The sequence below is a fragment of the Nodularia spumigena CCY9414 genome, from assembly GCF_000340565.2.
GTDB lineage: Bacteria > Cyanobacteriota > Cyanobacteriia > Cyanobacteriales > Nostocaceae > Nodularia > Nodularia spumigena.
Genome location: NZ_CP007203.1, coordinates 5,205,356 through 5,219,263 on the forward strand (window position 1 = coordinate 5,205,356; position 13,908 = coordinate 5,219,263).

The 13,908-nt window shown below is 42.6% G+C and carries 13 protein-coding genes; 10 read left to right on the plus strand and 3 right to left on the minus strand.

All coding sequences use genetic code 11. The annotated features are described in order from the left end of the window. Window positions 1-304: 304 nt before the first annotated feature. Window positions 305-673: a dihydroneopterin aldolase gene (folB, locus tag NSP_RS22500; protein WP_006195919.1), complete on the minus strand. Its 369-nt coding sequence runs from the start codon at window positions 671-673 to the stop codon at window positions 305-307. Between the two features lie 266 nt (window positions 674-939). Between folB and menD the strand changes: the two genes are divergently transcribed. The 6 genes from menD (at window position 940) to menB (ending at window position 8,241) form a co-directional block, all read left to right on the plus strand. After that, window positions 940-2,688 (plus strand): 2-succinyl-5-enolpyruvyl-6-hydroxy-3-cyclohexene-1-carboxylic-acid synthase, encoded by a 1,749-nt coding sequence (menD, locus tag NSP_RS22505; RefSeq protein ID WP_006195918.1) that lies wholly within the window; start codon window positions 940-942, stop codon window positions 2,686-2,688. Window positions 2,689-3,232: 544 nt separating this feature from the next. Continuing rightward, window positions 3,233-4,300, plus strand: a complete 1,068-nt coding sequence (locus NSP_RS22510; RefSeq protein WP_017804445.1) for an amino acid ABC transporter substrate-binding protein — start codon at window positions 3,233-3,235, stop codon at window positions 4,298-4,300. A 15-nt stretch (window positions 4,301-4,315) separates the two neighbouring features. Then, window positions 4,316-5,236: an amino acid ABC transporter permease gene (locus tag NSP_RS22515; RefSeq protein ID WP_006195916.1), complete on the plus strand. Its 921-nt coding sequence runs from the start codon at window positions 4,316-4,318 to the stop codon at window positions 5,234-5,236. A 90-nt stretch (window positions 5,237-5,326) separates the two neighbouring features. Further along, complete coding sequence (locus NSP_RS22520) at window positions 5,327-6,478, plus strand: amino acid ABC transporter permease (protein ID WP_006195914.1); 1,152 nt, start codon at window positions 5,327-5,329, stop codon at window positions 6,476-6,478. 34 nt (window positions 6,479-6,512) lie between these two features. Beyond that, window positions 6,513-7,253, plus strand: coding sequence for an amino acid ABC transporter ATP-binding protein (locus NSP_RS22525; protein WP_042202032.1), 741 nt, complete (start codon window positions 6,513-6,515; stop codon window positions 7,251-7,253). A 151-nt stretch (window positions 7,254-7,404) separates the two neighbouring features. Next, window positions 7,405-8,241, plus strand: a complete 837-nt coding sequence (gene menB / locus NSP_RS22530; protein WP_006195911.1) for a 1,4-dihydroxy-2-naphthoyl-CoA synthase — start codon at window positions 7,405-7,407, stop codon at window positions 8,239-8,241. A 584-nt stretch (window positions 8,242-8,825) separates the two neighbouring features. Here menB and NSP_RS22535 read toward each other — a convergent pair. Further along, a complete protein-coding gene (locus tag NSP_RS22535) occupies window positions 8,826-9,140 on the minus strand; it encodes a hypothetical protein (protein ID WP_006195910.1) in 315 nt (104 codons plus the stop codon). Between the two features lie 446 nt (window positions 9,141-9,586). Continuing rightward, a complete protein-coding gene (locus NSP_RS22540) occupies window positions 9,587-10,129 on the minus strand; it encodes a DciA family protein (RefSeq protein WP_006195909.1) in 543 nt (180 codons plus the stop codon). Window positions 10,130-10,226: 97 nt separating this feature from the next. Here NSP_RS22540 and NSP_RS22545 point away from each other — a divergent pair, with 97 nt between their 5' ends. From NSP_RS22545 to NSP_RS22560, 4 genes are all read left to right on the plus strand, one after another. Beyond that, entirely contained in the window at window positions 10,227-11,456 is a 1,230-nt protein-coding gene (locus tag NSP_RS22545) for a hypothetical protein (protein WP_006195908.1), read from the plus strand. A 122-nt stretch (window positions 11,457-11,578) separates the two neighbouring features. After that, window positions 11,579-12,286: a PspA/IM30 family protein gene (locus NSP_RS22550; RefSeq protein WP_006195907.1), complete on the plus strand. Its 708-nt coding sequence runs from the start codon at window positions 11,579-11,581 to the stop codon at window positions 12,284-12,286. A gap of 162 nt (window positions 12,287-12,448) precedes the next feature. Continuing rightward, window positions 12,449-13,237, plus strand: coding sequence for a PspA/IM30 family protein (locus tag NSP_RS22555; protein WP_006195906.1), 789 nt, complete (start codon window positions 12,449-12,451; stop codon window positions 13,235-13,237). 261 nt (window positions 13,238-13,498) lie between these two features. Further along, window positions 13,499-13,834: a thioredoxin family protein gene (locus NSP_RS22560; protein WP_006195905.1), complete on the plus strand. Its 336-nt coding sequence runs from the start codon at window positions 13,499-13,501 to the stop codon at window positions 13,832-13,834. Window positions 13,835-13,908: the final 74 nt, after the last annotated feature.

Sequence of the window (13,908 nt, forward strand, 5' to 3'; positions counted from 1 at the left end):
TCACGCAAAATATAAAGACAGCAAATATATAGCAGACTGGAGTTATTACTGATTAAATATGGCTTTTCGGATGAACAAATAAATAGTTATTTTATCAGATAAAAGCATAATTTCTGATAGATGTAAGGTTATTTTGCAGACAATTATCAGGAGATTATAATTTTATTTTTGATGAGTTGAGAAATATTGCAGAATAACCCAAGCTGTTTGAGAGGGTAAACATCATCAACAGCTTGGTATAATCTACTCATGATTTATTTCTCTACTGAGATATTTTATCAGTTGCCAAAAGCCCGCTAGAACTTCAGAGGTTAGACTTGGTTCTAGTGATTTCAATACTAATTCGGCCGCCAAAATCTGGAATAGGTGCGGCGGGTTTACTGACAATGACTTGAACTTGAGTGACGCGATCGCACTGTTGCAAGATAGAATCAGCGATCGCACCCACTAACCTTTCGATCAAAGCAAACTTAGCTGTTTTTACCAAATGTTGAATCGAGCTAATAACGCTGCGATAATCTATAGTATCTTCAATTGCGTCAGTCTGGGCAGCTGTGGAAATATCTAACCATAACTTCACGTCTACCTCAAACCATTGTCCCAATACCTGTTCTTCTGGTAAATACCCAGTGTAGCCATAGCAGCGAATATTAGTTAAATGAATGCAATCCATAAGACCTTGAGAGTAAATTTGACATTTGCCGGGAAGCGAAAAAACTCAACTTTCCCAGAAAGATTTTAAATTGAATTTAACTATAGGCATCCTATTTGATTTATGAATTTATCGTTCGCGTAGCGTGCGCGAAGCGCATACCGCCAAGTCGCCTTCGCGTAGCGTCTCCCCTTGGGAGAAGATCGCCAAGTGAAGAAGGAAAGAGGTTCACAGATAATTTAGGACTGCTATGTACAAAATCTAAAAATTAAAATTAATTGCTGGCTATGTTTGATATCATACCTTATAAAAATGTTAATCAACTTTGGGCTTATATCTTAACTCAGACACTCAAGCGCCTGGGATTAAATAGTGTCGTCATTTGTCCTGGTTCACGTTCTACACCTTTAGTAGTCGCCTTTGTCCAGCAAATACCCGATATTGAAGCTATTTCCATTCTCGATGAGCGTTCAGCCGCCTTTTTTGCCTTGGGAAGAGCCAAAGCCACTGGGGTTCCCGTAGTGCTGGTTTGCACCTCTGGAACAGCCGGAGCGAATTTTTACCCAGCGATTATTGAAGCCAAAGAAAGTCACGTACCACTGTTGGTATTAACCAGCGATAGACCACAAGAATTGAGAAATTGTCATTCTGGGCAAACCATAGACCAAGTTAAATTATATGGTAATTACCCCAACTGGCAAGCAGAGTTAGCTGTACCCTCTCCAGACATGAGAATGCTCGGTTATCTACGACAAACCATCATCCATGCTTGGGAACGCTGTCAAATGCCGACACAGGGGCCAGTCCATTTAAATATTCCCTTGCGTGACCCCCTTGCACCCATTCCCGATAAAATTGACTTGAGTGATTTACAGTCACAGTTCGACCCAGAAGACTTTTTTGCAGGAATAGCACATACTAACCCTATTACCCATTCGCCATTCCCGATTCCCCCACAGTGGTTAAAATCTGAGCGAGGAATAATCATCGGCGGTGTAGCCCAACCCCAACAAGCAGAGAAATATTGTCAGGCGATCGCCCGTCTTTCCCAAACACTCAACTGGCCTGTCTTAGCTGAAGGACTTTCCCCAGTCAGAAATTATGCAGACCTCAACCCCTATTTAATTTCCACCTACGACATCATTTTACGCAATCAGCAACTTACCCAAGAATTAACACCAGAAATAGTAATTCAGATCGGGGAAATGCCCACCAGTAAAGAACTACGTAACTGGCTATCTACTACTCAACCCCAACGCTGGCTCATCGATAGTAGCCATGAAAACTTAGACCCTTTGCATGGAAAAACCATACATTTAAGGATATCTGTAGAAGAGTTAGAAAATTTGGCAATAATCAATCCTGAGCAGGGAATTTATTTACAAAAATGGTGTGAACTTGAAACGAAAATCAGAAATAATATTGATGACAAATTTGCACATATAGATGAATTAATTGAAAGTAAAGCTGCTTGGCTACTTTCGCAAACTCTCCCACCAGGAACAGCCTTATTTATTGCTAATAGTATGCCAGTGCGGGATGTAGAATATTTCTGGAAACCGAATAACTTAGGAATAAAACCTTATGTTAACCGAGGTGCAAATGGTATTGATGGCACACTTTCCACAGCTTTAGGAATTGCACATCAACAGCAAAGTAGTGTGATGTTAACAGGAGACTTAGCCTTGTTACATGATACCAACGGATTTTTAATGAGAAATAAATTTATTGGACATTTAACAATTATCTTAATTAACAACAATGGTGGGGGCATTTTTGAAATGTTACCCATTAGCAAATTTGACCCCCCCTTTGAAGAATTTTTTGCCACTCCCCAAGATATTGATTTTGCTCAGTTGTGCGCCACATACAATGTCCAGCATCAGCTAATTAGTTCTTGGGAACAGTTAAAAGAAAACTTGCAGCTGTTACCCAAGACGGGAATTAGAGTTTTAGAACTCAGAACCAATAGAAAAGTAGATGCTAAATGGAGAAAAGAAAATTTAGAGAGATTTGGGGCGAATATTGTAGGTTGAGTCATTAGTCATTAGTCATTTGTCATTTGTCATTAGGACTTACGCAGGAACTCTCTGAAATCCTCTTCCCTTCTCCCAAGGGGAGACGCTTCGCGAACGTGCCTTCTCCCTTTGGGAGAGGCTAGCACCAACGTGGTTCGTTTCTCCGTTGCTTGTGCGTAAGTCCTAGTCATTTGTCATTAGTCATTTGTCATTAGTACAGCACGGCGAAACCTCGGCACGAATTACAAAAGCAATTGTAAACTGCTTAAACTACAAGCCTTTACGCTTTTATTAAGTAGGTAAGCATGAATAAACCAAACTATGTTACGACTCGTAAACAGGAGCCAAACCCTTTCTAATAACCAATGACAAATGACCAATGACGACCCTAGCTAGTTAACATTTATGCCGACCTACTTAGTGCCATTCAGCTAATATGCCTGATATTCCCGGAAATTCAGCAGAGGTACTCAAAAAGTTTTATATTACAAACATCTACTTATTTCTACAAAATTATTGTAGTCACTAATACAATTTACCGAGTTCAGTATCCATGAAGTTTATGAGAAGATCAGCGTTAATTTTAGCGATCGCTCCCCTAATATTTGCAATTACGGCTTGTAACAACCCAGGAGAAACCACAAACACAAATAATCCTAATCCCGGAACACAAACAACTCGTAATCGCTGGGATGCAATTAAAAGTCGTGGTCAGCTAATTTGCGGTGTCAGTGGACAAATCCCAGGGTTTAGCTTTGTGGAAACTGACGGTAAGTATAGTGGTATCGACGTGGATATCTGCCGAGCGATCGCAGCTGCTTTATTTGACAACCCAGATGCAGTAGAATTTCGCAACCTCAGCGCCCAAGAGCGATTTACAGCCTTACAAACTGGGGAAATAGACGTTCTCAGCCGTAACACTAGCTGGACACTCAGTCGTGCCACTGCTATGGGTCTAGAATTTGCCCCCGTTGTCTTTTACGATGGTCAGGCGATCATGGTGGGCAAAAATCGTGGAATTAATTCCCTGGCAGATATGAAAGATAAAGCCATCTGCGTTCAAAGTGGTACTACCACAGAGCAAAATTTAGCAGACCAAATGCGGAAACGAAACATCACCTACAAGCCCATTGTTTTTGAAGATGTTAACGTGACTTTTGCTACTTATGCTGAAGGGCGTTGTGATGGCATTACAGCCGATCGTTCAGCATTAGTTTCTCGGCGCATCACTCTACCCAATCCTGAAAATAACGTCATTCTGGATGAAGTAATTTCCTCAGAACCCCTAGCACCAGCCGTTGCCAAAGGTGACTCTGTATTAGGTAGTGCGGTGACATGGGTGGTTTATTCGCTGATTAAAGCCGAAGAATTGGGGATTAATTCTCAGAACCTGGGACAATTCGCTACTAGTAACGACCCAGATATTAAACGCTTTTTAGGCACAGAAGGCAATCTAGGAGAAGGACTCGGTTTAACAAACGACTTCGCCGCCAGGATAGTCAAGCACGTCGGTAACTATGGCGAAATTTACGATCGCAACTTGGGACCAAAAACTAACCTAAATCTCCCTCGCGGTCAAAATCAACTAGGTCAGCAGGGTGGATTACTTTATGCTCCACCGTTTCGCTAAAGGGGAGAATCACGCATGACTAATTCCAAACCACCTGTATGGCGCGATTATCGATTTTGGAACATTGTGGCACAACTGATAGCTGTATCATTAGCAGCAGTTGTAGTCATCATCCTGTGGGGTAATCTCAACCGCAATTTGCAGCAATTAGGCATTCAGTTGGGATTTGATTTTCTCCAGCAGCAAGCGTCTTTTGGTATCGGCGAAACCCTCATTAATTACCAACCAACTGATACCTACAGTCGCGCCTTGTGGGTGGGATTAGTTAACTCATTGCGGGTGGCAGTTTTAGGTATTTTCTTCACCACTATTGTGGGGATTAGTGCCGGGATAGCCCGGTTGTCAGACAACTGGCTAGTGCGGAAAATTACGACGATTTACGTAGAAATATTTCGGAATACACCTTTACTGCTGCAATTATTATTTTGGTACTTTGCCGTATTTCTAGGTTTTCCCAGAAGAGAGGATAAAATTTCCCTCTGGGGATTCCTGGGAATCAGCCAAGATGGCATAGAACTGCCTTGGTTTAGTTTATCTCCAGAGTTTTCAGCTTTATTGCTGGGGTTGGTGTTTTTCACTGGTGCATTTATTGCCGAAATTGTCCGAGGCGGGATTCAATCAGTACCAAAAGGGCAATGGGAAGCAGCGCGATCGCTAGGATTTCCACCATTATTAATTATGCGTCTGGTAATATTTCCCCAAGCCTTGCGAGTGATTATTCCACCACTGACAAGCCAGTATTTAAATTTAACTAAGAATTCTAGTTTAGCGATCGCCATCGGCTACCCTGATATTTATTTTGTCGCCTCTACCACCTTTAACCAAACCGGGAGAGCCGTAGAAGTAATGTTGCTACTGATATTGACATATCTCACCCTGAGTTTGACTATTTCCCTAACAATGAACTTATTCAACCGCCAAGTGCAGATCAAATGAGTAGTCCGTGGTCCGTGTGGGGAGAAGACGGTAACTTCCTAATGACCAATGACCAATGACCAATGACCAATGACCAATGACAAATGACTAATGACTAAATTGACTTGGTTACGTAAAAACCTCTTTAGTAGCTGGTACAACAGCTTGTTAACTGTTGTCTGCTTATTAGTGTTGTTTTGGATGGTATGGGGATTACTGAATTGGGCAATTACTCAAGCACAATGGACAGTAATTTGGGTGAATTTACGTTTATTTTTAGTTGGTAGGTTTCCCCAAACCTTATACTGGCGAGTTTGGATTGTCGTGGCGATCGCTTCCACATTCAGCGCCATCACTGTTAGTGTATTCTTTGGTAAACAACAGTTGACAAAGCCTCTGGTTGTTGGATATGCCTTGATTTCGGGATTCTTATTAGTAATTTTGCCCTGGGATTTGACATCCCGCCTGTGGTTGCTGTTAATTGCAGTTTTGCTCCTTGCAGGTTTTTGGTTGGGAAGTAGATTTGATCAAATCATAGCGCCTTGGCTTTCTTTAGCATGGTTGTTGTCGTTCCCGGTAATTCTGTGGCTACTTGGCGGTGGGTTTGGCTTGCAAGCAGTATCTACCAACCTTTGGAACGGTTTGTTACTCACCTTACTAATGGCAAGCGTTAGTATAGTCCTTTCCTTTCCCATTGGCGTTTTACTAGCTTTAGGACGCACCAGTTATTTGCCTGTAGTGCGTTGGTTTTGCATCTTCTATATTGAAATTGTCAGAGGACTACCGCTAATTGGGATTTTGTTCCTAGCCCAAGTCATGTTGCCATTATTTCTGCCCACAGAATTGCGTTTAGATCGGTTACTGCGAGGAGTAGCCGGACTAGTATTATTTAGTGCTGCTTACATGGCAGAAAACTTGCGTGGCGGACTCCAAGCCATCCCACGGGGACAAGTTGAAGCAGCAAAAGCATTAGGACTGAATACACCTTTAGTAGTAATTTTAATTATTCTCCCCCAAGCTTTACGGGCAGTGATTCCAGCAATAGTTGGTCAGTTTATTGGCTTATTTAAAGACACTTCCCTATTATCTCTGGTGGGATTGGTAGAACTCACAGGTATTTCCCGTTCTATCTTGGCGCAGCCCCAATTTCTCGGACGCTATGCAGAAGTTTATTTATTTATTGGATTAATTTACTGGATATTTTGTTACTTGATGTCCTTAGCATCTAGACGATTAGAAAGACAATTAAATATTAGTCAATAGAGCAATATTACTAATGATTCCCAATTTAGAGCCTATGTCAGAGTTACAACCAATAATTGTTGCTGAAGATGTTCATAAATGGTACGGTAAATTTCATGCTCTCCAGGGCGTGAGTTTAAATGTCAATCGTGGAGAAGTGGTAGTTTTGATGGGACCTTCTGGTTCTGGTAAGTCAACCTTTATCCGCACATTTAACGCTTTAGAAGCATACCAACAGGGAAAAATCATCATTGACGGTATTACCCTCAGTCATGACTTGCAAAATATTGAACTGATTCGGCGAGAAGTGGGGATGGTGTTTCAGCAGTTTAATTTATTTCCCCATTTAACCGTCCTGGAAAACATTTCTTTAGCTCCAGTTTGGGTGCGGCGGTTGTCAAAGCCAAAAGCTGAAGAATTAGCAATGCAACTTTTAGAAAGAGTCGGTATTTTAGAGCAAGCGCACAAATATCCCGGACAGTTATCTGGTGGACAGCAACAACGGGTAGCGATCGCCCGTGCTTTAGCGATGAAACCTAAAATTATGCTCTTTGACGAACCCACTTCCGCATTAGATCCAGAGATGGTCAGAGAAGTGTTAGATGTAATGCGAAGCCTAGCTAACGATGGGATGACGATGGTAGTAGTTACCCACGAAGTCGGATTTGCTCGTGAAGTAGCCGACCGAGTAATTCTCATGGATAGTGGTTCCCTGATTGAGTCAGCTACACCTGATACCTTTTTCACCAACCCCAAAGAAGCACGGACTCGGAAATTTTTAGCGCAGATTCTCTAAAATATCATTATTTTCGCTAAACTTTGCGATTTTATGAATTTAACTTGAAGCCGTCTCACAAACTGATTGTAAAAGCTACAGACACTAATATTAGCGATCGCTTGTCCCTGAAGGCGCGATAAAATTCTCAAGCACAACAGCGCAATCATCCATGACCCAAATCAACTGGCAAATTGTCAAAAACTACGAAGACATCCTGTATCATAAAATCGACGGCATTGCTAAAATTACTATTAACCGTCCCCATAAACGTAACGCCTTTCGTCCTAAAACCGTCTTTGAACTCTACGACGCTTTCTGTGATGCTCGTGAAGATACGAACATAGGCGTAGTCCTATTTACTGGCGCAGGTCCCCACATTGATGGTAAATACGCTTTCTGTTCTGGTGGAGATCAAAGTGTTCGCGGAAAAGCGGGTTATGTTGACGATGCGGGAATCCCCCGCTTAAACGTGTTGGACTTGCAACGCTTAATTCGTTCCATGCCGAAAGTAGTCATTGCTTTAGTAGCTGGCTATGCTATTGGTGGTGGACACGTCCTACACCTAATTTGTGACCTCAGCATTGCCGCCGATAATGCTATTTTTGGACAGACGGGACCCAAAGTAGGCAGTTTTGATGGTGGTTTTGGTGCAAGTTATCTCGCCCGTGTTGTGGGACAAAAAAAGGCGCGAGAAATTTGGTTTCTCTGTCGTCAATATAACGCCGAACAAGCTTTAGATATGGGTTTAGTAAATACCATTGTCCCAGTAGAACAGCTAGAAGCTGAAGGTATTCAATGGGCGCAAGAAATTTTAGAAAAAAGTCCGACTGCAATACGGTGTTTGAAATCAGCATTTAACGCTGACTGTGACGGACAAGCTGGTTTACAAGAACTCGCCGGGAACGCCACTCTACTGTATTACATGACTGAAGAGGGTTCTGAGGGAAAACAAGCCTTTTTAGAAAAACGTCCCCCGAATTTTCGCACCTTTCCTTGGCTACCTTAAAATTAGAAAAATCGCACCTGATAACCAGGTGCGACTTTTCCAGATTTGAACCTCCCCACGTCTAAAGCCAGGGGATTCTTGCCTACCTGAAAAAGGCGACAACGGGACATTCAAGTATCCCTCTACTCACTCAAAGAGCTTTTGCTCTCATTCGCGCATACTTTCTGAGTCCTTCATATTTTAAAGATGAACGCTCCATATCCTGCCATTATTCGCCCTTTAACTATTCCGAATCGAGTCGGATATGTCCGTTGCCGGGATTGCTCCGTACTAGGATACTTCAATGCGCTGAAGGTTATTCCTACTTGTTTTCTCGCTAATCTATTTTAACACTGTGGCTAAAGCCACGCAATCGTTTGACGGAACTTAAAAGTTCTTACCGCCTTCTCCCCATGCCTAAAGTCAGGGGCTTGCGTCTCGTTTTTCGGTCAAAATTCAAAGCACTAGAAATATTTAGGACTTACGCACAAATTACGGAATAACAAACCACACCAGACGCAGAGGACACAGAGGAATAAGGGTTTGAGAGGGTTTTTGCGTAAGTCCTGATATTAAAAATTTATCTTATTTTCTCGAATAGGCAACTAAATTCGCACTACCTCAGTCTCAGCAGCTTGTGAGGTGCGGTTAGCTATTTGCTCTACAGGGGTAGTAATAGTATTGTCTGCATCTGTAGCCAAAGTTGTTGAAGAACCTAAAACTCTTGTTGCATCTGGTAAACCCCAAGCGTCTTCCAAAGTTTCCCAAGAAGGTGCAAAAGGTGGAAGTGCCAAAGAACAAGCTTTCCAACCTGCTTGGACTGGGCTTCCTAATTGCTGACACATTCCGCCTCGGCGACCCTCTGGCTGGTAATGACGACAATATCTACAGGCAGATGTCAAGAATTTAATAGGTTCCATTTGGGTACATCTTTAATGCAGTTTATGGGTGATTTACATACTTATATTTTGCTCCTATATATAAAGAGGTAATATCACCAATAAGTCATTATTGTACATAGGTTTCAGCGATCCCCAGGAAAAAATAAACTTTATGATGTTTTTATATTCTTGTTATATATGTAAATGATCACAGTAGTGCATACACACTTATTTTTAACAAAAACTGGCTGGGGATCAAGGATAAAGGTCAAAGTTTTGATTTCAATAAATTGTAAATTGGTTACTGCGGGTGCAACAGTTTCCTTTGCGGGGACACCCTGTTTGAGACGCTAATGACCCAGGAGGGGCAGGACTTGGCTTGAGCTTAGTGGAATGCAGCCCATGCCACAAGAGGGAATAATTGATGTTCTGGTGTTCCCTAGTAGGGAATTATATTCAGTTTATACTGTTAAAACTCTCAGTAACTAAAACTGCTTGGCAGCACAAACACAACAGATTTGCCAACGCTGGAGTTCACCGGGTGGGGTGGGAGATTGACATTGAGGACAAAGGGGTAAACCATGAGATCGCCCTTGCATTGTTTTAGCCCAAGCTGCAAAAGCAGTATTTGCGTTCTCAATAGTGGGTTTAACCTGACTGCGAGAACGATTAACATCACCCAAATAACTGGGATGTTCCTGGGGGATGACGGTTTTTTGGTGTAAGTAATCTGGAACACGTTGCCAATCTTTAGTAGAAAAGCGAATATCCACTAAAGGCTCAGACAACTTTTGATTTAATTTTAACAGCAGAGTTGTTCGTCCAAATGTCATGTTCTGCGCCCAAGCAGCGCTAGAAGTAGCTACCTGCAAGACATCACGCTGAATTGATAATGGTCGGGTATGAGTAGCAGCCACTTTTCCCACAACATCTGGCCATAACTGAAGCACGCGCTGAAATGGGTGTTCTTGCCATTTCGCCTGTTGCTTGAGAACGCCTAAAATATTATTAACTGAATTGAATGACATTTTTAAGATTGCTGAATGTTAGTGTTTAAACAATTTTCGCTATGATTGCGCTTATTGTATCTAAAGTTAATCTAGTACTCTCGGTTTGAGGCAGAGAATGAATCAAAATACCCTGATAGAAGCCGGCACTAAATCATCGAAAACATCTGGCTTAAAGCCTCAATTAGCCGCAGCTCTGGCGAGTTTAGAAGTACCTATAGATCAAGAATTAGCCCGATACCGACGCACACGCATTGGAGTCAAAATCCAAAATCAATCCCGTCTGGGAAGTTACATCAGCAGTCCATCCCCAGATTTGCCGAATCATCCAGGAACAGAGGCAGAAATTACACCAACGCTCGGAAATAATCATACAGATATTCAGCCTACATATACTGATGAGACTCCCGAAGAGAACCCAGTAACAACTAACGCTAAACTTGATTATTTCGACTTACTCTCTCATTCCGAGTCTATCAAAACACAAATTCCCCAGTCTTCCACAAATTCTGCCAGCAGTATTGTCCCTGCGGTGGTGGATGCTGATCTCAATGAAGACCTCGCCCCAGTCAATGAGCATCCCTCACAACCAGATGACTATTTGGAATCGAGTGAAGCACTGCTGCGAAGTTTAACAGATGAAGAACAGTCCCCAGAAGAGCCTCGTAATTCCAATGATAGTTTGCTATCGCCTTTGGGTATCGGCTCCATGTTACTGCTATTAGTAGCCAGTCTGACTCTGGGTTATGTAGTATTTAATCCTGATGCTCAAGACTGGTCTGGGTTTAATCTAGCTCGATTGTTTTCCCCCGACTCATCCCCCAACGGTGGGGAAAATACTACGGAAGTTGCAAATAATACCCCAGGTGAAGCTGAACCCCAACTAACACCGATACCTAAATATCCTAATTTGGCAGCTAAAGAATTTCCAGAGGTGAGAAACCCGAATGATGTAGTGGGTTTACAACCCAAACCTAAACCAACACCTAGCCCGATGATTACTCAACCACCAATGACTCCAGATGTGCAGTTATTACCACAGTTGCAGGCTGTAATTCCCGTAGATGTACCACCAAGTTCTACAGCAAAAACTTTGGTTGAGGAAACCACAACTCCAGTTAATGGGAATGCACAAATCACACCAGCAGCAGATGGGTTTTATCATATAGTCATGGATAATCAAGGCGATCGCGCTCTCTCTAATGCCCAAAAAATCGTTCCCGATGCTTATTTATCACCGGGACAAACTTTAATTTATCTGGCTGCTGTCAAGACGCAAGAGGAAGCAAAACAAAGGGTACAAGAGCTTCAGTCCAAGGGTATCAAAGCCAGGATTCAGCAGCCATGAGTTGTAAAAGTCTAGGATGGATGAAAGGATGGGGTACTGGTTACGAATCTTGATTCTTCCTGTTTTCGCCCTAGAGCCTAGTACCGCGCTGTGGATACAAAATCAATGGAGAGAGAGCCAATATGGAATTTATCAAGCGTATCCTGCGGATAATTCGCGCTAACATCAATAGTCTCATTGGGAGTGCAGAAGATCCGGAAAAAATTCTGCAACAAGCCGTGATTGAGATGCAGGAAAATTTGGTGCGCTTACGACAAGGGGTAGCACAAGCGATCGCCACTCAAAAACGCACCGAACGCCAAGCACAGGCGGCAAAATCGACTTCAGAAGAATGGTATCGCCGCGCCGGGTTAGCACTACAACAAGGTAACGAAGTTTTAGCACGGGAAGCTTTAACTAAACGCAAAGCATACCAAGAAACTTCCACAGCCCTATTTAGTCAAATAGAGCAGCAAAATGATGTGGTAGCTAGACTGAAAAAGGATATGCGATCGCTAGAATTAAAAATTGGCGAGGCTAAAACCAAAAAAGATATGTACATCGCTCGCGCCCGTTCGGCTGAGGCTTCTGTCCGACTCCAGGATATGCTTGATACTAGTTCCCCTACAAGTAGTCTCAATGCCTTTGAGCGCATGGAAGATAAAGTTTTGCAAATCGAAGCCCAATCAGAAGCAATGGTTCAACTGGGTACTGACGACTTGCAAAAACAATTTGAATCCCTAGAAGCGGGTGGTGACATCGATAGCGAACTAGCAGCAATGAAAGGACAGATGTTAACCGCTAGTGAAAATCCTCCGCCACAACAATTACCTAAATCTCAAGACTCTTAAAGATTGGGCAATCAGCCAAGTTAGGAGATATCTTAAAAAATAACGGGTGTCGGGAGGTACCGAACCAAACCGGAAAGATTACATTGAAATAGGAAGCTATTAAATAGTAAAAAAGCGAATTTTACCACAAAGAGCGTAAACTCTACAAGGAAAAACACAATTATGGGATTATTTGATCGAATTAGACGAGTAGTCAGTTCTAACCTCAACGACTTGGTTAATAAAGCTGAAGATCCGGAAAAAATCCTAGAGCAAGCCATCCTGGAAATGCAGGAAGACTTGGTACAGTTGCGTCAGGGTGTAGCTCAGACGATCGCCGCCCAAAAACGCACGGAAAAACAGTATAATGATGCCCAAAATGAAATCAATAAGTGGCAACGCAACGCTCAGTTAGCACTACAAAAGGGCGATGAAAACCTAGCACGACAAGCCCTAGAACGTAAAAAAAGTTTTAGCGATACCGCAGGGGCGCTCAAAACTAGCCTCGATCAGCAAACTACTCAAACCGAAACCCTCAAGCGCAACTTAATCCAGCTAGAAAGCAAGATTTCTGAAGCTAAGACCAAAAAAGAAATGCTCAAAGCGCGGATTACCTCTGCTAAAGCCCAAGAGCAACTTGAAGGTATGGTGCGCGGAATGAGTAGCAGCAGCGGGATGGCCGCATTTGAGCGCATGGAAGAAAAAGTTTTGATGCAAGAAGCTCGCGCCCAAGCAGGTGCAGAGTTAGTAGGTAGTGATTTAGAAAGCCAATTTGCTCAGTTGGAAGGTAGCGACGTTGATGATGAATTGGCAGCGATGAAGGCACAAATGGAAATTTTACCACCTGCGGCTGCACCTAATCAAGCCCAACTACCACCGCAACAAGAAAGCACCGCCCCTAAATCGAATCCAGCCAGTGAAGTAGTTGATTCGGACTTAGAAGCCCTAAAAAGGCAATTGGATCAATTGTAATTTTTACTGACTACGCAATTGGCGCAAAACCTGGTTTGTTGAATGAGGGTATCCCACAGCTGTTGGTTGTGGGATTTTACATGAGACATCGACTGAATTTAAATATGCTTTTTCTAAAACCCCTGTAGAGACGTTGCATGCAACGTCTCTACATTTTTAGTTGGAGATGTCTCTGCCCCTCAACGCTAACAGCATCCAGCACTTTTAAGGTAGAGTATTGTGTGTGCGAACTTTGATCAATGCCACCTAATGGAGACTGTAATGAGTAAGGGTGTAATCACCATAACTGATAGTGAATTTGAAACCGAAGTATTGAAAGCCGAGCAGCCTGTATTGCTTTACTTTTGGGCTTCCTGGTGTGGTCCTTGTCAGTTGATGTCGCCACTAATTAACCTAGCGGCTACCAAATACGGCGATCGCCTGAAAATTGTTAAAATCGAAGTCGATCCCAACCCCAAGACTGTGAAACAATACCAAGTCGAAGGCGTACCAGCCTTGAGACTCGTTGAAGGAGACAAGGTATTAGGCTCCACAGAAGGAGCAATTGGCAAAGAAAAATTACTCAACTTCTTGGATACGCACTTAAGTAGTAATTAGTCAATAGTAGCTGACTAAAAACTCATGACTAAAGATTTACCCTGAGCGTAGCCGAAGGGCTAATGACTAATAAC